Genomic DNA, 24,643 nt, shown 5'->3' on the forward strand with positions numbered 1-24,643 from the left:
GTGATCGAGATACTCAATCCTTGAAGTACACGAGCTGATGTGTGGTGGCCAGCAGCTCACCGTTGCTGCCCCACACCTCGGCCGACTGATCGAAGTAGCCGTTGCCGAACCGTTGTGCGCGAGCAGTTCCCAGAACGGCGTTGTCGGCCTGGGCGGTCAACGCCTGTGCGTCGGTGTGGAAGTAGGTCGTCATCGACACGGTGCCGGCGGGAACAGCTTTGCCGCGCCGAAGGAAGACTCGGGGATAGAACACGTCACACAGGGCGGTCAATGACGAGTAGTCGAGAGCGCGAGCGGGACGGTCGCGCACCCACAGCGTCGTCGTCGAATCGGAGTGTTCGCCGGCATCGATCCCGGGTATCGCGCCCTGCGCGAAGCGCATCTCGTACTTCTGTGCCCACGCGATGAAGTCGGGAAAATCCAGTGGTGCAATCGCTTCCGCCGGCGGAACCTCGGGCATGGTGATCTCGGTGGACGACCACGTAGGCCGTCTGGTTCCGAACACCGCCGTCGCAGTGGTGGCGACGGCCCCGTCCTGCGAGAGCTCGACGGACCAGTGCTGCGTCGCGCGATTGGTGCGTACCGGTCGAGTGGCGATCTCGAATGCCCCTTCGGCGACCGGGCCGGCGAAGTTGACGGTCAACGACACCGGATCGCCCAGCCGATCCGGATGCCGCAGCACCGAGCCGAGCAGCGTGGCGGCAGTCACCCCACCGAACGGCCCGACCATGTTGTTGTAGGCGGGAGTGGTGCGGCCGGTCGACAGCTCGGTGGCCGCGCCGTCGCCGCGTTCACCGAGGGGAGTCTTCGACTCCAACTCTATTGCCGCGTCGAAGGGATGGAGTGGGGAATCGGTCACGGCTGGGCTCCTGACGCTGGAATGAATTCGGTTTGCCGCAACATACCCGGAGCCGACTATGTGGTGGTGAACGGTGCGATCGTGATCAGGAGCGGGCGCGCTCGATGATCGCCTGCGCCAGATCTTCGGGGCGCTCTTGCGGAATCCAATGGCTGACGCCGTCGAGGACGACGAAGGTGTACGGCGCGTCGACGTACTCGCCACAGCGTTCTGCGCCTGCTCGACCGAGCGCTGCATCACCGGTGCTCCACACATACGTGGTCGGCACAGTGGTCGCCGCGATGTCTCCGAAATCCCGGGTCATGGCGCGATACCAGTTCAGTGCGCCGGTCAATGCGCCGTCGCCGCTGAGTACTCGGATGTGTTCGTCGGCGATGTCCGGGTCGATCCGGCCGTCGAACATCGTGCGCAGCCGGCGGAACTTGTCCTCGGACAGGAGTGATTCGGCTTTACCTTCCTGGCGCAGCAGTCCGATGTACGAGGAGCGCTTCTTCTGGTCGTCGTCCTCTCGCAACGCCCAGCCGAAAGCGGCGGGGTGAGGAACCGAGACGGCAGTCAGTGTGCGGACACGATCGGGGTGACTACCGGCAACCTGCCAGGCGACCGCCGATCCCCAGTCGTGTCCCACCAGGTGGGCCGAGTCGATGTCGAGAGCGTCCAGGATGCCGACGACGTCGCCGACCAGGTGTTCGACGCGGTACGCATCGACTCCCTCGGGACGTGCGCCCGCTGCGTAGCCTCGCTGATTCGGTGCGATAACTCGATACCCGGCATCGGTCAGAAACGGCATGACCAGACTCCATGACGATGCACTTTCGGGAAATCCGTGCAGTGCGAGCAGCGGGGTGCCGTCAGCCGGTCCTGAAACGAGGGCATCGAAGGTGAAGCTGCCGACGGTGATGTCGATCGATGTCGCGGAAGTCATGGCCTTCACCGTACCGGCCTGATGTGAACCCGAGGTCAGTTTCGAGATGGGTTCCAGGTTCGCATGCCGAGAACGACCAGGCGCAACTGCTTGTGCGCGCGAGCAATTACTTCCGATTCGGGCGGGTTGGCGATGCTGCCTGCGTCGAGCAATTCGACGACAGTGGTGAACATGGCGCCGACGATCAGCTCGGCGGCCATCTCCAGATCCTCCGACGTCCAGTTTTCGAATCCCGCGATCCGTGACAGATCGACCGCCAACTCGCTGCAGAACAGCCGCACTTCCGTTGCGATGGCCCGACGTATCTCGGGGACACCGCCGTAGCGTTCTCGGCACAGGAATCGAAATTGAGGGCCGTGTGTATGTACTTGGCGTACAAGGATTTCCAGTGACGCGGACGCTTTGTCGGTGACGGAGTTACGTCGGGTATCGCGAAGCATCCGACGCAGCATTCTCATGCTGTCCTCGACCAGGGCGACGCCGAGCTCTTCCATCGACGCGAAATGCCGGTAGAACGCGGTCGGAACGATACCGGCTTCTCGGCTCACTTCACGCAGGCTTATGCCGGAGAATCCGCGATCGGCCAGCAGGTTCATGGCAGTGTCCAGGAGCGCTGTTCGGGTGCGTTCCTTCCTGACTGCTCTGCTTTCCGGTTCGTCCGGCACGGCCTTGCTCACGAGGACGAGTCTAGGTAGCGGCACCCGGTGCCCTTTCTGCGGCGGGTATGGCCGGCATCACAGTCACGTCGACATGTGTCTGTGTCCACCGTTCACGCCATATTCAGTGAACATTTGTACACTGAAATTTGGCACGCTGGGAACGGCTCCCGGCATGGACTGATAGGGGGAGAACAATGTCGATCACATCTGGCCCGGAATCTCGAGTCAGGCGCAGGCTGTCCGTCATGGGATTGCTGGAGACGATGGTCACCCCTCATCACGTCGACCGCTACCTGGAGTTGATCAACCCCATGGCCACCGTGCGTGACATTCGCGCACAGGTGGTCAGCGTGCAGCACCCGACTTCCGATTCCGTCACGCTCACGCTGCGCCCGACGCGTCAGTGGCAGGGGTTCGCGGCGGGACAGTTCGTCCAGCTCGGTGTGGTGATCGACGGAGTCCGGCACACCCGCTGTTATTCGCCTGCGGGCAGTGCGGCGGATGCACACGAATTGATCGAGTTGACAGTGAAGGAACACCCCGGCGGCCTGGTGTCGCACTACCTCAACACCTCGGCGGCGCCAGGTCTGATCGTCAACCTGTCGCAAGCGGACGGGGTGTTCGTCCTCCCCGCCGATCGACCCTCTCGACTGCTCTTGATCAGCGGCGGTAGTGGCATCACACCGGTCATGTCCATGCTTCGGACGCTCGTCGACGAGAGACATCACGGCGATATCGTATTTCTGCACTACGCCAACCGCGACGCAGATGTGGCGTATCGCCGGGAACTGACCGAGATCGCCCAGCGACATCCCAACGTGAAATTGGTACGCGTGTACACCGAAACCGGAGGTGGTGAACTCGAAGGATTCTTCGATCGGGAACACCTGGACTCGGTAGCCTCCTGGATCACGGATCCGGTGGCGAATGACGCCCAGGCTTACGTGTGCGGGCCGCCCGGACTGATGCGCGGAGTGCGAGAGGTGTTCCGGGATGCCGGTATCGAGAGCCTCCTCAATGCCGAAGAATTCGCACCGGTAGTTGCCGAACCCGGTAAAGCCGGCGGTACGGTCTCGTTCACCAAAACCGGAGTTGAAGCGGAAAATTCCGGTGCCACTTTGCTGGAACAAGCCGAAGCCGCCGGTCTGAACCCCGAATACGGGTGCCGCATTGGTATCTGTTTCTCCTGTACCTCCGTCAAGGCGTCTGGGCGCACCCGCAACATCCGCGCCGGCGATACCGACGACGAACCCGACAAGAAGATCCAGCTCTGTGTCAGTGCCCCCGTCGGCGACGTCGCCGTCGACATCTGAAATCACTGCTCGTCCCGCAACCGTTCGGAGACCGACATGTTTGGACTTTCACTTCCCACGCTCCCGTTCATCGGCAACAACGCCCGTGCCGACCAATCCGCACCGACCGTGCTCACCTATGAGCAGGTCGAGGAGATCGGCCGCGAACTGGACGCACTGCGTGAGCGCACCGTCGCCTCGCTCGGTGCCGACGATCGCGACTACATCTACCGAGTTGTCAAGACACAACGGGGATTGGAAGTAGCCGGGCGCGCACTGATGTACCTGGGCTTCCTACCGCCGGTGTGGCTCGCCGCGGTGGGAGCCCTGAGTATGTCGAAGATCCTGGACAACATGGAGATCGGTCACAACGTCATGCACGGTCAGTACGACTGGATGCGGGAGGCGGGCCTCAATTCCGAAGAGTTCGAGTGGGATACCGTCTGTCCGGCGGATCAGTGGCGCCACTCCCACAACTACATGCACCACACGTACACCAACATCCTCGGCAAAGACCGCGACATCGGATATGGAATTCTGCGGATCGACGAGGCCCAGAAGTGGAACCCCTACTACCTGGGTAACCCGGTGTGGGCATTGACGCTGATGATCCTCTTCGAGTGGGGAGTGATGATGCACGACCTCGAGATCGAGAACGTCATCCAGGGCAAACGCAAGTGGCATGAGGTGAAGCCGCTACTGAAAGGGTGGTGGAACAAGGCAGGCAAGCAGGTCCTCAAGGACTACGTCGTCTTCCCGGTGCTCAGCGGCCCACTACTGGCGACCACGCTGGCCGGAAACGTCACCGCCAACCTGGTGCGGAACGTGTGGACGTACTCGATCATCTTCTGTGGACATTTCCCCACCGGGGTCCAGAGCTTCACCGAGGACGAGACGGCGGAGGAGACGCGCGGTCAATGGTACGTCCGGCAGATGCTGGGTAGTGCGAACATCGAGGGGAGCCCGCTCTTTCACGTCATGTCCGGCAATCTGTCACACCAGATCGAACATCACCTCTTTCCGGATTTGCCTGCTCACCGATACCCGGAACTCGCTCCACAGGTCCAGGCGTTGTGCGTGAAGTACGGTTTGCCGTACAACACCGGCGGATTCTTCAAGCAGATCGGATCGGTATGGGGCAAGATCTTCAAGCTCGCACTGCCGCCCGGACTGGTCAGGACACAGACTCCGCCAGGTGTCGTGATCGAGCGTCGACGAACCGCAGCCTGAGGGAGGGCACACACTGATGGTCGGAAAATTCGAGCGCGGTAAGGACACGGTCCAAGAACTGACCGAATCGGCCGCCGATCACGTCGGAACCATTGCGAAGATCATCGCCGGCGCGGTTCGTGATGTAACCCGCGAGATCGGGGACTGGGTGTCCGACGGCATCGAAATGCGAGAAGCAGCGCAACGCGCCGCGGCCGACGATCGGGCCGAGGCGAGAGCTAGCAGCGGTGAAACCGAGACTGCTCGCAGTGGTGATACAGATACCCCGACCGAGAGCTGACCTGCCTGCAACGACACTGGGTGCCTCCGCGAATTGCGAAGGCACCCAGTGTCGTTGGACAGCTATTCTCAGATGACGCCCAGTGAGATCATGGCGTCGGCAACCTTGACGAAGCCGGCGATGTTCGCGCCGTGCACGTAGTCGCCGGGCTTGCCGTACTCGGCAGCGGTATTGATGGTGCGCTTGTGGATGCCGCGCATGATGCCTGCCAGGCGCTCGTCGGTGTACTCGAAGCTCCAGGAATCACGCGAGGCGTTCTGCTGCATTTCGAGAGCCGAGGTGGCGACGCCACCGGCGTTGGCTGCCTTGCCCGGAGCGAACGCGACGTCCGCATCACGGAAGAGCTGGATGCCGCCGGGAGTGGTGGGCATGTTCGCACCCTCGGCAACGGCCTGAACACCATTGGCGATCAAGGTCTTTGCGGCGTTCTCGTCGAGCTCGTTCTGCGTGGCGCAGGGGAGTGCGACATCGCACGGCACGTCCCAGATCGAACCACCTTCGATGAACTCCGCATGCGGAACCGCATCGGCGTACTCGCTGATCCGACCGCGACGAACTTCCTTGATGTCCTTGAGGAGATCGAGGTCGATGCCCTTCTTGTCCACGATGTATCCCGAGGAGTCCGAACAGGCGATGGCGACGCCGCCGAGCTGGTGGATCTTCTGGATGGCGTAGATCGCGACGTTGCCGGATCCGGAGATCACCACATTCTTGCCCTCGAGGTCGGTGCCCTTTGCCTTGAGCATCTCCGCGACGAAGTACGCGACGCCGTAACCGGTTGCCTCGGTGCGTACCTGCGAACCACCCCAGGTGATGCCCTTGCCGGTGAGAACGCCCGACTCGTAGGTGTTGGTCAGTCGCTTGTACTGGCCGAAGAGATAGCCGATCTCGCGACCACCAACGCCGATGTCGCCGGCGGGAACGTCGGTGTACTCACCGATATGGCGCTGAAGTTCCGTCATGAAAGATTGACAGAAACGCATGACCTCGGCGTCGGACCGGCCCTTGGGATCGAAGTCCGAGCCGCCCTTGCCGCCGCCGATGGGCAGACCCGTGAGAGAGTTCTTGAAAATCTGCTCGAAACCGAGGAATTTCACAATGCCCAGGTTGACACTGGGGTGAAAACGCAGGCCGCCCTTGTACGGTCCGAGTGCGCTGTTGTACTGCACGCGGAAGCCACGGTTGACGTGAACGTTGCCCTGGTCGTCGGTCCACGGCACCCGGAAGATGATCTGGCGTTCCGGCTCGCACAGCCGCTCGATCAGACCGGCGTCGGCGTAGCGTGGATGGCGTTCCAGCACGACGTGCAGGGATTCGAATACCTCGGCGGCCGCCTGGTGGAATTCGGGTTCACCTGCATTGCGAACTATCACCTGATCGTAAATCTGCGCTACGCGGTCACGTACGGACACCGCTCACCTACCTGACATTGTGAGAACTCTTTTACATTTCGGACACATCTTAGTCGGCAATCTTGTAATAAATGACAACCGTGCGACGATGGTGAAATCGGACACATTTGTCTCTTCAGGACCGTCTGGCCGGTTTAAGGCGGTTCGCACCGCACGGTCCTCGTACGCATGGTTCGCCGCTCGGATGTGAATCGGCTCGCTGCAATCCACCGTAAACGCACGTGGCGGTAGATGACAAGGAGTCTGTGTGCACGAAATGCCGCCGTATCGGCAGTGACGTCGGTCTGGCCCGTTGCCCTGTGGCCCGTCACTCGCATGTTTCAGGGTCGGCGCGAGTTCTGTCGGTACCTCGGAGCGATTGTGCCTCGGGGTCTCTACCGTCAAATTATCTGGCGCAACAGTCATTCCGGTGCCGACTACCGGCACCGCACCGACCGGTCCTCGAGAGAAGCGTCCGCCGGCGCGTGTCCTGTACTGGGGGTGTCCGTGGAGTTCACCGCCGTGCTGACAGCCTGAACGGCTTCGCGGCCGACAGCCGGAACGGCTTCCTGGCGAATGTAGTTCGCCGTTGCGAGCGCTCGATCCTGGACGCGTGTTCAGTCGGTGTCGGCGATGCCGGCGGGTGCGGTGGTTCGAGTCTGCGCGTTCGGTTGCAAGGGTGTGCTGCGACGGGGGCCGTCCGCTCGGCAAACTCCATCCGAGTACGCGCAGCAACATTCGTGATCGCGGACACGGTCTCTCCTTTTCGTGGAGTAGACGGGTCGTTCGGTGGGAGGGGATTGGTGATCCGAATCACGTTGGGCGAGTCGAGGCATTCGGTGAGGAACGCGTAGTTGCACAGTGGCGAACCGCAGTGGGCTCCCTCGTTCGACGAGCGCTCGACCGGACCGTATCCCGTCGAGCGCTCGTCCAATGTCAGGCCGGCATCCGCCGTGGCCCTTCTGTTCGGTAGTTCAGTGCGGTAGTTCCGGTGTGCGGTGTGGTCGGGTTCAGAAGGACGTGCTGTGTGACGGGGGAGTCACCGACCGGTGCGCTGCATCGAAGGCGGTGCGTCGGCGTACGGCCGCTGCGGCGCGCAGTGCGTCGTCGATCAACACGACCTGCTGGAGCGCGTCCTCCAGATCGCGGGAGATGAAGGACGGCGACGACATTCGTTCGATCAGCCGCGATGTGGTCCGCGACAGCCACGTATGCGGATCCGAGGTACTGCTTCCCTGCCACCGGTGGGCGATCAATTCGCACCAATCGGCTAGTTCGTCGAATGATTCGGGTTCGGTGGCGACTGCCCGTACCGCCCAGTCGACCGACGCTGCGTCCGACATGTCGATACGTACCCCGGCTCGTTCGAGGATTCGTCCGAGTTCCAGGTTGCCGAGATCGTCGCCGCGACTCCACCACCAGGCGGCAACGAGTGTCAATCCGTTCGCGTTCCGGTCGCGTCGAACCGTTTCGAGAACTGATTTCCACCCGTCAGATACGTGTGACATTTTTCCCCCAATTCACTTTCCGATTTCCTGTATGCAGGCGGAGTTCCTTGTGCGCAGATGGATGAGTCCCGCGAAATGATCGGGAACGACAATGCGACTTTCGGATCTCCGGTGCTCAATGTAGCGCCTTTACTTAGGTCGGAGAACGAACCCCGGTGAATCGGCGTGCCACCGTCTCCACATTGTTACCTGAACCGCGAAAGATGTGTCACGATGGGCGAATTGGTCCTTATTTTCCTGGTGGTGCGGGGTGCGGTCGGGCTGGACTCGGCGAGGTGTCGAGTAAAGACGATCAGTCCCGAATCGGGTATTCAGGCTGATTTATCTCATAACTACTACGTTTAGTCCGCATTATCTGATTGATTGGATATCGACTGAAAGTCCTGTCTTGGTGCCGATGTAAAAGAATGGAATTAACTTGCCGGGACGGATTCTCTTGCTATGTACCAGTTACTGAAACGGTAACCATCTCGGTTGTGGAAAAGATTGCGGGTGTCTGCTCGAAATTCGACGAGTGGAGATTCGATATCCGCTCGGTCCATCGGTGTCGGGCCGGACGACCACTACCCTGAGGTCCTGGCCCGGACGCCACCCGTCGTCGCGCCTCGCCAAGAGCGACAGTTCACCACGATTCACCGAGAATGCATGAACGCGGACGAGTGCTTCGTCGGGTTCGGGTCGGGGGGCGTCGACCTCCTGACGGCTGGTCGGATCTTCGGTATTCGGGGTGTCGACGACGGACAACATGTTCGATCTCCGATCTTCGTCGAGCGAGCGTTCGAGTCGATCCGACAGGTCGGCGTGAAGCCAGAAGAAAGTCGGCGTGAAGCCAGAAGAAATACGGCAATGGTGAATTCACCAATACTGATCAGCGCTCGACAGCGACGCGCAGATATCGAGGACGGCATCGACGAGTGCCGTACGTCGACGTACCGCCAACCACGTCTGTACTTGTAGTCCACGATCTGTGACGCGTCGGAACGTGACCCGCTCGGTGCTGAACGCGCGTGCCGATCCTTCGTGGATCGCCGTCCATGCCGGTGCACCCGAATCGAGCTCGAGCACGTTGCTCTGAAGATCACGGTAAGCAGGTCCGGCCACCGGCTCGACACCCGCGTCGCTGCACGCTTTCGACACCAGCGCCGAGGACGCGGGGTTCTGTTATGCCGGAATCAATCGCGAGGGACGTGCGGCGAGGTCCGACAGGCTCAACGATGGTTGCACTGCCGCCGGACGGCGCGTCCAGACGGCAACGACGACGTGGTCGATCGGTTCTTCCGCGACTGCCAGGAAATATCTGAGTCGTCGGCGTTCGCGCCGTGGCTCGGCGGGTTCACGGCCAGGTTTGCCGAGCAGACCGGCGATCATCCCCGATGATCGTCGGCCCGCTCGATGGCGGTCAGAGGATGAAGAGCATTTCCTGATAGGTAGGAAGTGGCCAGTGATCATCGGCCACAATGGTTTCGAGTAGATCTGCCGTCGCCCGCACCTCGGCCATGGCGGGCAGTAGTGAGTTCCGGGCGTGGTTGGCTTGATCGAAAGGCGTCTCACCGGCGTCGGCTTCGATTGCCGTTCGTAAGGTGAGCAGCGCGGCACGCAGCGCATTGATGGGCTGTGAGACCTCTTCCAGTGGAGCCATGTCCGGTTTCATGCCGGCGGATTTCAATGCCACGACGTTCTGAGCCACCTCCGTCTGGTGGCGCACGGCGGCCGGAAGTATCGACGTGGTGCCGATCTCCGCGGTCAGGCGAGCCTCCACCCCGATGCTCAGCGCGTACTGCTCGAGTCCGACTTCGTAGCGGCTGTGCATTTCGCGGTGGTTGAACACCTTGTACTTCTCGAAGAGTTCCATGGCAGAATCGGTGATCAGTTCCGGGAGTGCATCCAAGGTGGTGCGAAGGTTCGGAAGCCCGCGGGACTCGGCTTCGATCTGCCAGTTTTCCGAGTAGCCGTCTCCGTTGAAGACGACCGCACCGTGGTTGGTGATGATCTCGGTCAGCAGGTTCTGTACTGCCGTGTCGAAGTCCTCGCCCCCTGCGACTGCAGCCTCGAGTGCGGTGGCCATGTAGTCGAGGGCCTCGGCCATGATGGTGTTGATGGTGACCATCGGACCGTTGACGGTCTGCATCGATCCGGGGGCGCGGAACTCGAACCTGTTGCCGGTGAAGGCAAATGGGCTGGTTCGGTTGCGATCGCCAGGATCGGTCGGGAGTATCGGTAAGGTGTCGGCGCCGATCATCATGGTGCCTTTGTCCTTCGACGACGTCGCCGCGCCCTTGGCGATCTGCTCGAACACGTCGGCCAGTTGGTCGCCGAGGAATATCGAGATGATCGCAGGTGGGGCTTCGTTGGCGCCGAGGCGATGGTCGTTGGTGGCCGATGCGACGGACGCCCGAAGCAGTCCCGCGTACTTGTGGACGGCACGGATGACCGCTGCACAGAAAACCAGGAACTGGGCATTGTCGTGCGGATTGTCCCCTGGCACGAGGAGGCTGCCCAACTCGGCGTTGCCCAGCGAGAAGTTGACGTGCTTACCGGAGCCGTTCACGCCCTCGAACGGCTTCTCGTGGAACAGGCATTCCATGCCGTGCTTCTTGGCGACGGTCTTGAACGTCGTCATGAGCAACTGCTGATGGTCGGCGGCGATGTTGCCGCGCTCGAACATCGGGGCGATCTCGAATTGTCCGGGAGCAACCTCGTTGTGGCGAGTCTTCGCAGGTATGCCGAGTTTGAAGAGTTCACGTTCGGTGTCCATCATGAACCCGAGCACCCGCTCGGGGATGGCGCCGAAGTAGTGGTCGTCGAATTCCTGTCCCTTGGGCGGCTTCGCACCGAAGAGAGTTCTGCCGGCGTTGAGCAGATCCGGCCGCGCGACGAAGAAATGACGGTCCACCAAAAAGTACTCCTGCTCTGGGCCGCAGAACGAGACGATGTGTCCAGGATCGTTGTGTCCGAACAACTTCAGAATACGTTCGGCGTGTGTTCCCATTGCCTGCTGCGAGCGGAGGAGAGGAGTTTTGTGGTCGAGAGCTTCGCCGGTCATCGAGACGAACACTGTCGGGATGCACAGCGTGTTGCCGTTGGGGTTCTCGAGGACGTAGGCCGGGCTGGTGACATCCCATCCCGTGTAACCGCGGGCCTCGAAGGTGTTGCGCAAACCCCCGTTGGGGAAGCTGGATGCGTCCGGTTCCCCTTGGATCAGCGTCTTGCCGGCGAATTCGGCGAGCGCCGATCCGTCTGCGACCGGCTCGAGGAAACTGTCGTGCTTCTCCGCGGTAAGGCCGGTCAAGGGATAGAAGACATGCGCGTAGTGGGTGGCGCCCTTCTCCAACGCCCAGTCCTTCATCGCCGACGCAACGGCGTCCGCCACCATGGGGTCGAGTGGCTTGCCCTGCTCAACCGTGGCGATCACCGATTTGTAGATCATTTTCGGCAGTCGCTTCTGCATGACCACCTTGTTGAAGACGTTCGCCCCGAACACCTCGCCGGGTGCCTCGTCGGTGGTGAAGCTGACGGTCGGAGGTGTGTAGGCCTCGACGTCCTTGATCGCCTGCACGCGAACTGCATTCCCACTCATGTGCTTACCCCTCGCCCTGGCTCGGGGCTACACACCTGATTGCGAGCCCGATGGCGCACACCCTACGAAGCTCTCGTATCGACGATGTTTCGAAGGCATTGCGCCTGCGCGCAATTTTTCGCAGTCGCGTTGAACAAGATTCTGGTGGCAGGCACGATCGAGATGGTGATCGACCGAGGTTTCTCGACCGCTACCGTGAGCCGATGATCGAGATCAACAAGGGGTCTTGATGCGCCGGTGGCCAATTGACGCACCGGCGACAGCGATACGACGACCGAGTGACCGAGGTCAGAGTTGCTGATTCGGCCCTGTCAACGATGCCGGTCCGGTGGTGGTCTGATGTGCGCCGGTCAGTCTTTCGACGACGGAGACAACCACTACTGCGAGAGCCAGAACTCCGGCGAACCGTGCAGCCGATGCCAGGGCGCCGGGAAGTGCATTCGTCATGGGAAACAGGGTACTGCCGAGCCGGCGGGATTTGTCCTGCTACGTGTCGTGCGTGCAACGGACACGCTCAGGCGAAGACGGCCGTCCCGCCGTCGACGAGCATGCGCTCGACGGAATCGGCGTCGACGGCTTTGCTGAACAGATAGCCTTGGCCGATCTCGCAGCCGAGGTCGAGCAGCACCTGCCGTTGTTCGTCCGTTTCGATTCCTTCGGCCACCACGTCGAGTGCGAGGATCGGTCCCAAGTGGACGATTGCCTGCACTATTGCCGCGATGAACGGTTCTTCGCTCAGCCGGCGGACGAAATCGCAGTCGATCTTGAGAGAGTCGACCGGATAGTCCCTCAGATGGGTGAAGGAGGAATGGCCGGTACCGAAATCGTCCAGCGTGATCCGTACGCCGGATCGCTTGAGCTTGCGCAATGCCCGCACCACGTACTCGGAGCCGCGCTCACCGAGGAAATGTTCGGTGATCTCGACTTCGACGAGCGACAGCGGTATCCGGAAGTGCTCGAGTCTACGTAGCAGTCGCTCCGCGTAGTTGTCGCGGAGAAACTCCACCGGCGACGCGTTGAGCGATACCGGTAGGACCGTCACGCCCGACTCCATCCATCGGGACATGTCCGCGAAAACCTTGATCTGCATCAGATCGCTGATCTTGGCTGCCAACTCGTGATCATTGAATGCCTCGGCCACCGAGTCGGGTGCCTGGATGTCGCCGCATGGCGATCGCCACCGAAGAAGAGCTTCGAATCCGACGATCGACCCGTCGTCGAGTCGGACCTTGGGCTGGTAGTAGGGCTCGATGGCGTCGTCACGGACGATTTGACGCGCGTTGCGCAGCTGTGTGGCCGTCCGCTCGGCATCGGCCAGCATCGTGGTACTGAACATTCTGATGCCGCCGCGGCCACCGGCCTTGAGATCGTTGAGTGCGGTGTCGGCGCACTTCATCAGATTCGCGGCGTTCTGTGCGTCGCGGGGGTAGACGGCGCAGCCGATACTCATTCCGCCGTTGACCACTTTGCCGCCGTAGGTGATCGGAGCATGTATCTGTGTCAGTACCTGTTCGGCTGCCGCCAGGAACTCGGCCTCGTTCTGCACGTCGCCGATCAGGATCGCGAACTCGTCGCCGCCCAGTCTGGCGACATAGCTGTTCGCCGGTAGGCATGCACTCAGTCGCCGGGACAGAATCCGTAGCAGATGATCGCCTGCCGGATGGCCGAGGGTGTCATTGACGTGTTTGAAGTGGTCCAGATCGACGAGCATCAGGCCCACCGACATCGCCTCGCGATGAGAGCTTCCCAGGAATTGTTTCAACTTCACGTTGAACGAGCGACGGTTGTGCAAACCTGTGAGTTCGTCTCGTTCGCTCGCGATGCGCAAACGAAGTTCGGCTTCACGTTGTGGCGTCACGTTCCGGGACACACAGAGGATCCCACTGGTCGTTCCGTCGTCGTCCTTCATCGGCGTCAGTATGTTGTCCCAATGCTGAGGCTTCTGGCCCGGCGCGATACTCATTCCCATGAAACGTGCGTTTCTGCCGTCCAACGCGGTGCCGAGTGCCTTTCTGCCCTGAGCGCGCACCTCTTTGGGTAACAGGTCCAACCATTGGAGTCCGGCAATGTTCACCTCCGGCGGAATGCCGAACGCCAGGTAGCCGGACTTGTTCATGTGCGACAAACGGCCGTCGACGTGAAGGATCTTGATGCAGTCCACGCTCACATCGAGCATGTTGTTCTGTTTTTGCAGTTGCTCCGACAGGCTGCGCATTTTCGATACGTGCTCGTCGACGTCGACGAAGGTGACGCTCCATTGTGAAAGCTGATCGTCGAACGATTCGGGCTTTGCCGTGATCGAGAACCAGCGGTAGTAACCGCAGTGGTGACGCAGGCGACACTCGACGTCGACAATTCCTCGACGCTCCTGCGCCTCCTGCCAGGCGGTGTAGACGGCCGCGATGTCGCTGGGGTGTACAACGTGAAGGATGTCTTCGACAGTGGTGTGGGCTTCGAGGGAGCCGGTGTACTCGCGCCACGCCTTGTTGGAGTAACCGGCCCGGGTGGCAGCGTTTCCCACCCAGACCGGATGCGGAAGTAAATCGAGAACCGATGCGGTCTCGCGTGAAACGCTCGCCGGTGCCGGCTCGGCAACGGCGACGTCCGAGGGCTTGTCGGTCGACGTGCACCGCATCGGCCGGTGGTCGAGGAAAGTCACTGTACGAGCTCCACTGTATAAATCTCCACGGGCATACCACCGAGCGTGCTCGGTGTAACTTCTCCGGTTACCGCACCCGATCGCGGCAAACGATAACTACGCATCCCGAGCTCTCGCGCTATCGGAGACGCTGTGCCGGTTTTGGTCGCCATTGCCCGTCTTCCTCGCCGAATGTCCATACTGTATCAGGGGGATAGCCTCTTGGTAACAGTCTGATTTGGGTCAATATTGTCCCAGATCGACTGGAGATTTCCCTGTATCGAGCGGAGATCGGCAACGATTATCGCGATAGTCGACCATGTCGACCGATGCGCTGTTCCGCCCGGGTATGTCGCGTTCGTCGATGGTGTTCCGGCGACTGTTTCCTTCCGAACTGCGATGATGCGAGGTGCGGTGGGCGCGCTGCTCGGATGTCGGAAACAGAGGTCTCATACTGCCGAACTATCGCGAGGCTGCTGATGTAGTTGATGCGTCGATTGAGCGACTGAACAGCCGCTGCCACGGGTTTCTACGAATTTTCCGGTATGCGGGTTCGGGGAATCGACCCAGGGACGTCGCCCGCTGTTGCGTTCGGGCGGGCGGATCTGCGTGCCGCTGGGCGTCGAATTGGTCTCACCCCTCATGCGCCTCGGATAACGGTCGATCCGGTGCGTATGCCGACACGACGCTCGGGTACTGCCGTATCGATTTTCAGGCCTCGTCGGGGGTGGTGGATATCGCCGGGGTACGCGCCTGTCGGGCTCCACGTTCGTGCGAATTGACCCGTCATCGAACTTGTACTCGAAGCTCTCGTAGCTGTCTCGTAGCTGGCTTGCCCCACGCGAGGTGAGTGTCCGGATGGCATCGCAATCCGTTCAGCCCCGAGATCACGGGGAGGTGACCGGTCGGGATTTCGTCAGCCGGCGGGTCTGCCGGCGGCCATCGTGACCGCCGTGGTTTCCGGGCCGAGAATGCGGCCGTCTTCGGCGAGTACCTCGACGCGGGCAACCGGACGTCCACTTTCTCGGTCCACCAGCCGAGCGCGAACCTCGTCGTCGTCGAACAGGTAAGCGTCGCCCCACTGTCTCAGGGCTGCTATCACCGGAAAGAGGGCTCGACCCTTCTCGGTGAGGACGTATTCCTGGTACGAGCTGCCGTCGGTGGCCGGAATCGTCTCGAGCATGCCGTTCGAGACGAGTGCGTGTAGCCGTGCGGACAGGATGTTCTTCGCCAGTCCGAGGTTCTTCTGGAACTGACCGAATCGGGTAACCCCCTCCAGGGCGTCCCGGATGATCAGCAAGGTCCAGCCGTCTCCGATCAGGTCCAGTGGCCTGGCGACGGGACAGCTGGCGTTCTCGTGCGTCGTTCTCTTCGGCATGGGCACTCCCGGATTCTCGGTTCCGACGGTTCCAAACTGGTTGCTTAATGCTACCACTTGGTGCATATTGAGCCGGTAGCACTATGCAACCACTTTTGAGTTCGGAGAAGACATGCATCACGAGAGAGCGGAGTCGCCGCAAGGTGTGGGAAGGTCGCCGTCCTCGACCGACGTCCATCGACGTCTGCCGAGAGCGGTGGTGTGGTTGTTCGCGGTTGCGTGCGGCCTCGCAGTGGCCAATGTGTATTACGCGCAACCCTTGCTCGATTTGATCGCCCAGGACTTCGAGATGGCGAGCGCGTCGGTCGGCGTGGTCGTCACCGCAACCCAAATCGGATACGGGATAGGTCTTTTGGCCGTCGTTCCGCTTGGAGATCGTCTCGACCGAAGACGTTTGATCGTCGCGCAGTTCGGACTGTCCGTGCTGGCGCTCGCCGGGGTTGCGGTGGCCCCGTCGCCGTTGATCATGTTGGTGGCAATGGGACTCGTCGGGGTGCTCGCGGTGGTCGCTCAAGTTGTCGTGGCGTACACCGCAGCGCTGGCGAACCCCGATGAGCGTGGGCGGGTGGTCGGTACCGTCACGAGCGGCATCGTCATCGGAATTCTGTTGGCACGCACCGTTGCGGGAGCCATGGCGGACGTCGGTGGTTGGCGGGCGATATTCGTCGTATCAGCCGGGGCGACGCTGATCATGGCCGCAGTCCTCGTGCGGGCCACACCGCCGGACGGTCGGGAACGCCCGAAGATCTCGTACCCAGAACTGATCGGTTCGGTTCTCGTCCTACTCGTACGCGAGCCCGTGTTGCGAATACGTGCGCTGCTCGCCTTGTTGATCTTCACGGCGATCACCGTGTTGTTGACCCCCATGGTTCTTCCCCTGGCAGGTCCGCCGTTCTCGCTCTCGCACACTCAGATCGGATTGTTCGGGCTTGCCGGCGCAGCGGGCGCCCTCGGGGCCTCGTACGCCGGACGGCAAGCAGACCGCGGGCATGGTCAACGGACGACGGGCATCGGACTGGTGATCATGCTCGCATCCTGGATACCGATCGCGCTGCTACCGCACTCACTGTGGTGGCTCGTGCTCGGAGTGGTGACCATCGACTACGGACTGCAATCCGTTCACGTCGCCAATCAGAGCCTGATCTACCGAGTGCGCCCCGAAGCGCAAAGCCGACTCACTGCGGGATACATGCTGTTCTATTCCATCGGCTGCGCATCCGGAGCGATCCTCTCGACCCTGGTCTATGCGAGGTGGGGTTGGAGCGGAGTGTGCACACTGGGTGCGGGTGTGAGTGCGTGTGCGCTGTTGTTCTGGATGTCGACCAGGCGTCTGGCCCCTTGAGTCGAATCCTGCGCCGTGTGCTCGATCCTGAGGTCTCGTAACGCCGTTCGAGCCCGGCCGACGCAATTGGTGGCAGGGCGACTACTCCCGGAGGCGACCGCAGTCGGCGGCGCGGATCACGCTCGTTCTCGAATCGCTGCCGCCAAAGCACCCACAGTCGGGTACCCGCGCAAGCCGTCCTCGGTTCGGTAGACGCGGCATGCCAGATCGGTAATCCGGCCGGTGTCGGGGAAGGCGTCGACGCCGTCGATCAAAATCGTCGGTGATCCGGCGAACGACACCGCTGCGGCCTCGTCGCTCGTGGACAGCAGTCGGTACGACACTGTCGCGTCGATGGGACCGACCGCCGCCAACGCCTCGCTCACCCGAGCACCTGCGCCCTCGGCATTCGGGCACTCGTCCACGTACAAAATCTCTATATCCATCGCGTTGTCATCTCGTAATTGTCGTGGGCGGTCCACGCGGCATTTGTGTGTCGAACGAGTGGGATCGGCGACGGCCCGATTCGTCACAGCGTGGAAAGGTGTCCGGCTACCGCCGAGCCCATGAAAAGTGCCCCCGGCAGGATTCGAACCTGTTTGTGAGGGTCGAGGCCCCGGCCCCGATACCAGCGCATATGCCGATCTACGTGCACGTACGCGGTGTGGCGGTAACGGGTAGAAGTGTGCACCGATACCCTTTTGTAGGTATTGCAAGGGAACGATAAGGGAACGCAGGGGCACGCTATGGCGGCACGGCAACGCAGGTCATTCGGAACGGTCAAGGAACTGCCCTCGGGGCGGTGGCGTGCGTCGTACATTGCCCCCGCCGACGGTGTGCGGTACGCGGCACCGGTGACGTACCCGTTCAAGTGGGAAGCCGAGGCGTGGGTGGCCGCCGAACGTAAGAAGATCGACCTCGGGACGTGGCGGCCACCGGGGGCCGAGGTCGAACGGGGCCTCACCCTCACCGAGTATGCCGAAAAGTGGTTGGCCGAACGTACGCTCAAACCGCGCACCCGGTCGTTGTACGACGACCTGTTGCGTCTGCACATCGGCCCCGGCCTCGGCAGCCTCGAGATGGGTTCCTTGCGGCCCGCTACTGTCCGCACCTGGCACGCGGGATTGACGACGGGGGACACCCGCAAGGCTCATGCCTACGCCCTACTGCACGCCATTTGCGCCACCGCCGTGCACGACGAGGTGTTGGACGCCAACCCGTGCGTGATCCGCAAGGCCATGGGTACCGAACGGTCGAGGGCTATCAACTTGTTGACCCCCGCCGAGCTGGCGGCCCTGGCCGACGCGATGCCCGCCCCGCTCTCGTTGTCGGTATTGCTGGCCGGTTGGTGCGGGTTGCGCTCCGGTGAGTTCAAGGAACTACGCCGTGGTGATGTGGAGGCCGACGGGTCGATCATCCGCGTACGCCGCGCCGTGACGTACCGGGGCGGTGAGTATCGGGTCGATACCCCCAAGACCAAGGCGGGGAGCCGGGACGTGAGTGTGCCGCCGCATGTACAGGCGGCCCTGGTTGCCCACCTGGCCGCTCATGTGGGCCGCGCCAAGACTGCCCTGTTGTTCCCCTCGAAAGATGGTGAACACCTTGGTGATTGGGATTACCGCCGCCCGTTCAAGGCGGCGGCCTCGGCTATCGGCAAACCGGAACTCACGGTGCACGACCTACGCCACGTCGGTGCCGTGTTGGCGGCGCAGGTGGGGGCCACCACCGCCGAACTCATGGGACGCCTCGGCCACGCTACGCCGAATATGGCCATGCGCTACCAGCATGTAGCGGCGGGCCGTGACGCCGATATCGCGGCCAAATTGTCGGCCATGGTGACCCCGTAATCGGTGTTACTCGGGTGATACTGCCGTGTTACTTAACCTGTTACTTTCTCATGCATAATCAAGCCCCGCAACAACTTTGGTTGCGGGGCAGTTGCGTTCTGTGGGCACGTACGTGTAGAAATGTCGTAGCGGGTTCACAGGCCCGCTGGTGATGTTCTCAGTCACCAAGACTCACGCGATGTCGGGGCACCTAGCCATCCCGAGGTACATCACGACGGTAAGCCCGCCTGTGGGGCGCTCCGGCGGGTGCTCGGTACAGAATCCACCCCTGTACTAGGAGCACTGTTATGGCCCGCAAGCTCGTTACCATCGCCCAGGCCGCCGAGGCCGTCGGCGTCGAGGATTCGACTATCCGTCGTTGGATACGTGACGGCAGGTTGCCCGCGTTCCGTCTGGCCGGTCGCCAGGTGCGTATCGACGTAACCGCAGTCGACGCCCTACTCACCCCGATTGGTGCGGCCAAGTGATCGACCCCGAGGTGGTGCGCGCCGTCGTCGACAAGGCCCCACCACTCACCCCGGCCCAGCGTGATCGCCTACGCGTCGTCATGGGAACCGCTAGGGCAAAGCCGCGCAACGCCATTGGTTGCGCAGCATGACCGCCCTCGTGATTGCCGTCTACAGCACCATGTTCGGGTACGTCACCGAATTGGCGCGCAATGCCCGTTCCCCTAGATAGCGAAGAACCCCGGCCCACCAAGCCGAGGTTCACGCACTGCACAGATCAAGGTAAAAAATGACTGAGAACCACAGTACCATTGCTGACCTGCTACGACACGCTGCAACGATGCCAGGGTGCGCCTCGTGTGACGCCGACGTGTCGATGACCAGCGACGGGGGTACACCGGGCATTTTCCACGTCGAGGTAGCCCATGCGCCGGGTTGCCCCGAACAACGAGTGCGTGACCGCAAGACGCGGCGCGCAAACCGTGCCCGTCGTACGGCACGCCACAACGGCAAGTACACGCGATGACCACGTTTGACTGGACCGAGTTGGACGGTGACGCCGACCGTATTCCGCTACACCTCGATTTCGAGTCGTTGCCGCAGTACGTTCGAGAGTTCGTGTACGACGAAATCGCCTGCGCCGAAACATTCGACGACGTACCCAAGTGGATACGAACTCTCACCGGCGCGCCGAGTGATTGGTCGTGGACCGAGATACACAACCGCGCCGAGTACGACAGCGCATGGAACGACGCCTACGCCGAGGACAACCGTCGTGGCGTCGAGGCGGCCAGGGCCGCAGAGGCGCAACGACTGGAAGACGTCAAGGCCGAGCGTCGGCTACGTGCCACCGAGGCCGCACGCGAGACGCTGGCCCGTGAGAAGGCCGACGCCGCCGGTGTTCGTCCGGTTGCGTCCATGGTGATGACCGCCGCCGCCCTCATGGCGGCAACCCCGCCGCCCGCGTTGATCGAGGACGTACTCGACGGCGGCGGCATGTCGATGCTTGTCGGCATTCGTGGCACGGGTAAGTCGTTCCTGGCGCTCGACATGGCGTTGAGCATTGCAACGGGCCGTAAGTGGGGAACGCACGATACGCACCCGGTCACGGGTCGCGTCCTGTACCTCGTCGGTGAGGGCGGGGGCCGTGCGTTCGGTATCCGTATCGAGGCCTGGTGCAGGCACCATGGCGTTGATCCTGCCGACCTTGACGGACGGTTTCTGGCCGTGGACGGGGCGGTGCCGTTCATGTCGTCGAGGTGGGACGAATTGGTGGCCCTGGCAACCGAGTTCGGCCCCGACCATGCCGTGATCGACACGTTGAGTCGTCACGCCGTCGGACTCGAGGAGAACAGCAACAGCGACGCCGCCACCGGTGTAGCCAAGGCCGAGGCCCTACGTGACCGCACAGGGTGCTCGGTGATGACGTTGCACCACCCGGCCAAGGCCGTTACCGGTGGCGTCAACGCGGGCCGTGGCGCTGGAGCGTGGGAGGCCGCAATCGACACGGTGCTCACTCTCGAGGAAATCGACGACGGGGTGATCGTCGTCGAGGCCACCAAACAGAAACATCGCCCCGAGGTGATCGTCGGGCATTGGCGACTCGACGCCGTACGCGTGACCCCGAACGGCACATGGGACACCTCGGTGGTGCCGGTGCCCGTCGACCCGATGACGCTGCCGGGGGTGGTGGCAGAACGCACCGCGACGGGTAACAAGGCCGTCGCCGTCGAGGCGTGGCTTGTCGAGGCAGTGGCCGCCGATCCTGGCCTTGCGGCTACGCGTTACTACCGGGCCGAGGGTGTCGAGCGGGTCGTCGAGGTGGACGGCGTTCCGGTGGCGTTCTCGGTCACCGATGCCAAGGCCGCCCTTGACCGGTTGACCGGTGACGGTCGACTCGTCGAGACGGTCCACAACGCGAATAAGAAGACTCTCACGGTGGGGTTGGCCGGGGCCTCGGAGACACCCGCGTGAGGGGTCCAATCCGGTTGTTTGCGAGGCCCGAAATCGGGGCCGTTTTGGTCGTGTTGGCAAACAACTGGACTGGCCGTCGGTTGTTTGGTGGGGCAAACAACCGGAAACCATGGCCCACCTGGCATTACGTGATCGGTTGTTCGGGTTGTTTGAGTTGTTCACTGCACTCACAAACAACCGGAAACGGTGGTTGTTCGGGTTGTTCAGGTGTCTATGTACCTGAACAACCAAACAACCGACCTCGGAACGACGCCGACAAGGGAAGAAATCGCCCCCGTTGTCGGGGCGGTGGCGCTGGTCGATCACCACCGCCGAGGCCGATCCCGTTACCGCCGACGGGGCACCGGCCAATCCCTCACGAAACGTACGACGCGGCACTACCGAGAGACGGGGCCAAGCAATGCCAGTGCGCGTAATCCGGTCGAGGCGGCTACGGCCTCACATCGTCCGTGTGGGTGGTGGCTTACCGCCGGCCCACCACCAACCGACAGCCGACGAGTTCGACGCCCATAGGGCCACAGCAAGCCAGCAACACACAACCGACGAAAGGCACAACCAATGGACATCACAGATCAACCGATGAATGGTGCAATCGCAGCGTTGCGCATGGTCCTTGGTGTCCGTGCCGCCGAGGACGGCGACCCGGCGCAGATGCTCGCCACCATCCACGACCTCAACGAGCACAACCTCATCGAGACGCTGACAGAGCTGGCCCGCCTGCTGTCGGTGTACGTCGAGTTGCAACACGGTGAGGGCACCGACGCCATGCTCAGGGCCAACCTTGCGGCGGCGGTGGCCAATGGCGGTTAGGACGGAGCGGCAACGGCGCGTAGCAGCGGCCAGGAACGCACTACGGGCCGATCCTTGGTACCAGCTACTCGACGAGGCCATTGCCGACCGCCGCCGACGCCAGCGGATGCGTGGACCGGCGTACGGCGTCGAGGGCCGGGTGGACGGCGCGGTGGTATCCGCCCGGTTGGCAAGGCGGGCGGCGGCCTCGGCGGCAATCCTTGAGCGGTACGGTTCCAAGGCCACCACCGAGGTCGCCGATCCCCAGGGTAGTGCATAAAACCACTATTTTATGCACAACTTTATGTGTGGCACTGCGTGTCAATTTCGACTGTGACATGCGGTGTCGCCGCCGCTATTCGGGTCATTACCGGAGTCAGTGGGGTAGGGGTCGGAATTGTAAGGCCTCAGTTGAGAATCCACCCCCCTCCCTCCGAGGGCATTCGCGTGCGCAATGTCTGGCGTTGATGTGGCACAGGGCATCTGGGGGCCAGTCCGGGGCATCCTGGCGGAGGTCTCCACCCCCTCGGGGCGGTGGGGACGGCCTCACGGGCCGCTATCACCCCAACCACCGAGTTCGCCGGTTTAGTAGGGCACCCTAAGTTAGGCACCGAGTGCCACTATCATTCATTTCATGCACGCTCGTGCATGACCATTCATCACCCGGTAGGGTGGGGGTGTTCCAATGTGAGTGAGGTCGGTCGCCATGCCGACGGGTCGGTGGCCAAGGCCGTGGAACCTCGGCCACCGACCCTGCATCTACCGAAAGGCGTTGGCGCACATGCCAGGACCGAAGCCCGCGAACCTCAAGTTGATCGGTGGCAGAGGCCCCGGCAAGGACAGTTCGGGCCGTTCCGTCGTGACTGTACCGTCGGAACGCATTGCCCCGCTGATGCCCAAGGGCCTACCCCGTGAGGCGCAGGCCGAGTGGAAACGCGTTGTGCCGTTGCTGGACAAGCTCGAGGTGTTGGCCGGTGACCTGCATCGTGGCGTGTTGATCCGCTACGTGCGGGCGTGGGCCGAATACGTCGAGTTGACCGCAGACATTGCCAAGCATGGCCGCACGGCGGTGGCCAAGGTTCGAGACAGTGCAGGCAACGAAACCACCAAGCGGGTGCCGCGCCCCGAGGTCAAGTTCCTGGCCGACGTGCGGGCCGAGGTGAACCGACTCACCGCCGACCTCGGGTTGTCACCGGCCACCGAGGCCAAGGCGTACGCCTCGGCGCAGGCGTCGAGGACACCCAAGGATTTCGGTACCAACCCGTTCGCGGCGGGGTCACGATGAACGCCGCCGAACTCGACGCCCTGGTGGCGCGGTTCGACCCCCTCGGTCTCACCAAGGCCCCACGCACCGGCCCACGCGACCCCGAGGCGTTCGACCTGCGCGTGTATTGGACCCTCGGCAAGGGGGCCGCGAAAGTGGCATGGGGGTTCAAGGGTGACCACGAACGGTGCACCATTGCCCTGGGCAAGCATGTGGGGGAGGACCGCGCCAAGCGGATATGCGCGGCCTATCACATCGACCTGTTCGGCGTGGCCCCGCGTGAGTCCGTCGTGGCCGCGAAACCAGACGTACCCGCCGAGTGGGATTTCGACGCCGACTCACCCGAGGACGCCATGCCGCCGGAATCCGACGAGGCCCCGGCCACCGAGGACGACACCGAGGTACCGGCGGAACCCATCGACGACCATGCAGAGGACGAACCAGATGAACCCAAGCCCGACAACCGAACCCGCAGAGAACGTGAGCGAGACGCCCGACGGGGGCGCAACCGCAACGGACGAGGCAAGGCCGACGAGGTACCCGATACTGCCGGTGTACGCCTCGGGGGACTACGCGGCGATACACGAACCGACGACGTACACGAGCGACCCGATAGCGGCGGCGCACTGGGACGAAAGATTGTGGGGCTACCGGTGATGAAGCACAAGGGAATCACTGTCGGCAAGATCAAGGCGGGGGCCGACGACGGCCTCGGTGAGGGTGAGTTCATCGCCTACGCCTCGGTGTTCGGCAACCGCGACAGTTACGGCGACGTGGTGCAACCGGGGGCGTTCGCCAAGTCGATTGCGGCTTGGGCCAAGTCCGGTAATACGTTGCCCATCCTGTACGGCCACGACGCCAAGAATCCGCACATGAACGTCGGCGGGGTGGTGTCGATGGTCGAGGACGAACGGGGCCTCAAGGTTCACGGAAGGTTGGACCTCGACACGCCGACCGGTGAACAGGTGTACCGCCTGGTCAAGGGGCGGCGGCTATCGCAACTGTCGTTTGCCTACGACGAGGTGACCGCGCACCCGGTCAAGGGTGACCCACGCCTCGGTAATTACAAGTCCCTCGACGAACTGCACCTACACGAGGTGTCCCTCGTGCCGGTGGGGGCCAACCGTGAGACCTCGGTACTGGCCGTCAAGGCGGCACCCACAGGGCCGTCGGTCAAGGCGTGGGAAGCCTATTTCACCGCCGCCCGTTTCGGGTCGGTACCTGCTCCCCTTTAGGGGAGCGGTACCCCGAGAGCATTGGCATGC

At 62.4% G+C, this 24,643-nt stretch carries 25 protein-coding genes; 13 read left to right on the forward strand and 12 right to left on the reverse strand.

Annotation, left to right across the window (positions count from 1 at the left end; all coding sequences use genetic code 11):
- Positions 1-13 precede the first annotated feature (13 nt).
- From ABH922_RS06170 to ABH922_RS06180, 3 genes are all read right to left on the reverse strand, one after another.
- Positions 14-859 carry an acyl-CoA thioesterase gene (locus tag ABH922_RS06170; RefSeq protein ID WP_424806077.1) on the reverse strand — a complete coding sequence of 282 codons (846 nt, stop codon included), beginning with the start codon at positions 857-859 and terminating at the stop codon, positions 14-16.
- An 85-nt stretch (positions 860-944) separates the two neighbouring features.
- Positions 945-1,784: an alpha/beta fold hydrolase gene (locus tag ABH922_RS06175; protein WP_424806078.1), complete on the reverse strand. Its 840-nt coding sequence runs from the start codon at positions 1,782-1,784 to the stop codon at positions 945-947.
- Between the two features lie 35 nt (positions 1,785-1,819).
- Positions 1,820-2,485 (reverse strand): TetR family transcriptional regulator, encoded by a 666-nt coding sequence (locus tag ABH922_RS06180; protein WP_424806079.1) that lies wholly within the window; start codon positions 2,483-2,485, stop codon positions 1,820-1,822.
- Positions 2,486-2,637: 152 nt separating this feature from the next.
- On the opposite strand from ABH922_RS06180, the gene ABH922_RS06185 reads away from it, so the two are divergent.
- From ABH922_RS06185 to ABH922_RS06195, 3 genes are read left to right on the forward strand one after another with little or no spacing between them, the layout of a single operon-like run.
- Positions 2,638-3,756 (forward strand): ferredoxin reductase, encoded by a 1,119-nt coding sequence (locus ABH922_RS06185; RefSeq protein ID WP_424806080.1) that lies wholly within the window; start codon positions 2,638-2,640, stop codon positions 3,754-3,756.
- 36 nt (positions 3,757-3,792) lie between these two features.
- Positions 3,793-4,965 carry a fatty acid desaturase family protein gene (locus ABH922_RS06190; RefSeq protein WP_424806081.1) on the forward strand — a complete coding sequence of 391 codons (1,173 nt, stop codon included), beginning with the start codon at positions 3,793-3,795 and terminating at the stop codon, positions 4,963-4,965.
- 16 nt (positions 4,966-4,981) lie between these two features.
- Positions 4,982-5,245, forward strand: coding sequence for a hypothetical protein (locus ABH922_RS06195; protein ID WP_424806082.1), 264 nt, complete (start codon positions 4,982-4,984; stop codon positions 5,243-5,245).
- A 68-nt stretch (positions 5,246-5,313) separates the two neighbouring features.
- Here the strand turns inward: ABH922_RS06195 and gdhA are convergent, their stop codons facing one another.
- The 8 genes from gdhA to ABH922_RS06235 all read right to left on the reverse strand — a co-directional run bounded on the left by gdhA (position 5,314) and on the right by ABH922_RS06235 (position 15,737).
- Positions 5,314-6,657: an NADP-specific glutamate dehydrogenase gene (gene gdhA, locus ABH922_RS06200; RefSeq protein WP_424806083.1), complete on the reverse strand. Its 1,344-nt coding sequence runs from the start codon at positions 6,655-6,657 to the stop codon at positions 5,314-5,316.
- A 989-nt stretch (positions 6,658-7,646) separates the two neighbouring features.
- Positions 7,647-8,144, reverse strand: coding sequence for a hypothetical protein (locus tag ABH922_RS06205; protein WP_424806084.1), 498 nt, complete (start codon positions 8,142-8,144; stop codon positions 7,647-7,649).
- Between the two features lie 855 nt (positions 8,145-8,999).
- Positions 9,000-9,245: a hypothetical protein gene (locus tag ABH922_RS06210; RefSeq protein ID WP_424806085.1), complete on the reverse strand. Its 246-nt coding sequence runs from the start codon at positions 9,243-9,245 to the stop codon at positions 9,000-9,002.
- A 60-nt stretch (positions 9,246-9,305) separates the two neighbouring features.
- Positions 9,306-9,512 carry a hypothetical protein gene (locus ABH922_RS06215; protein ID WP_424806086.1) on the reverse strand — a complete coding sequence of 69 codons (207 nt, stop codon included), beginning with the start codon at positions 9,510-9,512 and terminating at the stop codon, positions 9,306-9,308.
- Positions 9,513-9,543: 31 nt separating this feature from the next.
- Positions 9,544-11,721: a glutamine synthetase III gene (locus ABH922_RS06220; RefSeq protein WP_424806087.1), complete on the reverse strand. Its 2,178-nt coding sequence runs from the start codon at positions 11,719-11,721 to the stop codon at positions 9,544-9,546.
- 288 nt (positions 11,722-12,009) lie between these two features.
- Positions 12,010-12,168 carry a hypothetical protein gene (locus tag ABH922_RS06225; protein ID WP_424806088.1) on the reverse strand — a complete coding sequence of 53 codons (159 nt, stop codon included), beginning with the start codon at positions 12,166-12,168 and terminating at the stop codon, positions 12,010-12,012.
- A 67-nt stretch (positions 12,169-12,235) separates the two neighbouring features.
- Positions 12,236-14,380, reverse strand: coding sequence for a putative bifunctional diguanylate cyclase/phosphodiesterase (locus tag ABH922_RS06230; RefSeq protein ID WP_424806089.1), 2,145 nt, complete (start codon positions 14,378-14,380; stop codon positions 12,236-12,238).
- A gap of 895 nt (positions 14,381-15,275) precedes the next feature.
- Positions 15,276-15,737, reverse strand: coding sequence for a winged helix-turn-helix transcriptional regulator (locus ABH922_RS06235; RefSeq protein ID WP_424806090.1), 462 nt, complete (start codon positions 15,735-15,737; stop codon positions 15,276-15,278).
- Positions 15,738-15,849: 112 nt separating this feature from the next.
- Here ABH922_RS06235 and ABH922_RS06240 point away from each other — a divergent pair, with 112 nt between their 5' ends.
- Positions 15,850-17,079: an MFS transporter gene (locus tag ABH922_RS06240; RefSeq protein WP_424806091.1), complete on the forward strand. Its 1,230-nt coding sequence runs from the start codon at positions 15,850-15,852 to the stop codon at positions 17,077-17,079.
- 116 nt (positions 17,080-17,195) lie between these two features.
- On the opposite strand, the gene ABH922_RS06245 is transcribed toward ABH922_RS06240, so the two are convergent.
- The gene (locus ABH922_RS06245; protein WP_424806092.1) at positions 17,196-17,504 is read right to left on the reverse strand and encodes an alkylmercury lyase; all 309 of its coding nucleotides are present in this window, start codon (positions 17,502-17,504) and stop codon (positions 17,196-17,198) included.
- A 300-nt stretch (positions 17,505-17,804) separates the two neighbouring features.
- Between ABH922_RS06245 and ABH922_RS06250 the strand changes: the two genes are divergently transcribed.
- From ABH922_RS06250 to ABH922_RS06290, 9 genes are all read left to right on the forward strand, one after another.
- Positions 17,805-18,905 carry a tyrosine-type recombinase/integrase gene (locus ABH922_RS06250; RefSeq protein ID WP_424806093.1) on the forward strand — a complete coding sequence of 367 codons (1,101 nt, stop codon included), beginning with the start codon at positions 17,805-17,807 and terminating at the stop codon, positions 18,903-18,905.
- A 287-nt stretch (positions 18,906-19,192) separates the two neighbouring features.
- Positions 19,193-19,372, forward strand: a complete 180-nt coding sequence (locus ABH922_RS06255) for an excisionase family DNA-binding protein (protein WP_424806094.1) — start codon at positions 19,193-19,195, stop codon at positions 19,370-19,372.
- Complete coding sequence (locus ABH922_RS06260) at positions 19,369-19,503, forward strand: hypothetical protein (RefSeq protein WP_424806095.1); 135 nt, start codon at positions 19,369-19,371, stop codon at positions 19,501-19,503. Before ABH922_RS06255 ends, ABH922_RS06260 begins: the two co-directional genes overlap by 4 nt.
- Before the next feature lie 137 nt (positions 19,504-19,640).
- Positions 19,641-19,877 carry a hypothetical protein gene (locus tag ABH922_RS06265; protein WP_424806096.1) on the forward strand — a complete coding sequence of 79 codons (237 nt, stop codon included), beginning with the start codon at positions 19,641-19,643 and terminating at the stop codon, positions 19,875-19,877.
- Positions 19,874-21,325: an AAA family ATPase gene (locus tag ABH922_RS06270; protein ID WP_424806097.1), complete on the forward strand. Its 1,452-nt coding sequence runs from the start codon at positions 19,874-19,876 to the stop codon at positions 21,323-21,325. Before ABH922_RS06265 ends, ABH922_RS06270 begins: the two co-directional genes overlap by 4 nt.
- 558 nt (positions 21,326-21,883) lie before the next feature.
- Positions 21,884-22,135, forward strand: a complete 252-nt coding sequence (locus ABH922_RS06275) for a hypothetical protein (protein WP_424806098.1) — start codon at positions 21,884-21,886, stop codon at positions 22,133-22,135.
- Positions 22,125-22,394: a hypothetical protein gene (locus tag ABH922_RS06280; protein WP_424806099.1), complete on the forward strand. Its 270-nt coding sequence runs from the start codon at positions 22,125-22,127 to the stop codon at positions 22,392-22,394. Before ABH922_RS06275 ends, ABH922_RS06280 begins: the two co-directional genes overlap by 11 nt.
- Before the next feature lie 501 nt (positions 22,395-22,895).
- Positions 22,896-23,399: a phage terminase small subunit P27 family gene (locus tag ABH922_RS06285; RefSeq protein WP_424806100.1), complete on the forward strand. Its 504-nt coding sequence runs from the start codon at positions 22,896-22,898 to the stop codon at positions 23,397-23,399.
- A complete protein-coding gene (locus ABH922_RS06290; protein ID WP_424806101.1) occupies positions 23,396-24,613 on the forward strand; it encodes an HK97 family phage prohead protease in 1,218 nt (405 codons plus the stop codon). The genes ABH922_RS06285 and ABH922_RS06290 overlap by 4 nt, the downstream gene beginning before the upstream one ends.
- Positions 24,614-24,643: the final 30 nt, after the last annotated feature.

The sequence above is a fragment of the Rhodococcus sp. 27YEA15 genome, from assembly GCF_049739425.1.
GTDB lineage: Bacteria > Actinomycetota > Actinomycetes > Mycobacteriales > Mycobacteriaceae > Rhodococcus_F.